Below are 378 nucleotides of genomic sequence, written 5' to 3' on the forward strand. Positions count from 1 at the left end.
TGAGTTCTGCAAATATTTTGCTCCTGAACTGAAAAAACACACGCTGGACATCTGCGGCAAACGTCGCCGCAACCGCCCGTGCCTCATGTCCGACAGTGAGGTGATGACCATTCTCGTACTGTTCCATATCTTGCGCCACCGAGACCTCAAGTCTTTCTACCTCGGTTATGTATGTAACCACATGCGCAAAGAGTTTCCACACCGCCTGTCGTACAACCGCTTCGTAGAACGCCAGGCTAAGGTAGGACTCCATCTTTTGCTGTTCCTGCAGACATGTGCGTTGGGTAAATGTACTGGAATATCCATTATCGACTCCACACCGTTGAAGTCATGCAATATAAAGCGTGCGCACAGCCACAGGACGATGAAGGGATGGGC

The 378-nt window shown here is 50.5% G+C and carries 1 protein-coding gene; it reads left to right on the top strand.

Going from position 1 to position 378, the window contains the following annotated elements:
• On the top strand, positions 1-378 hold a 378-nt coding region (locus H6A34_RS15695), incomplete at both ends, for a transposase (RefSeq protein ID WP_275955215.1).

Source organism: Marseilla massiliensis, from assembly GCF_016899855.1.
Taxonomy (GTDB): Bacteria; Bacteroidota; Bacteroidia; order Bacteroidales; family Bacteroidaceae; genus Prevotella.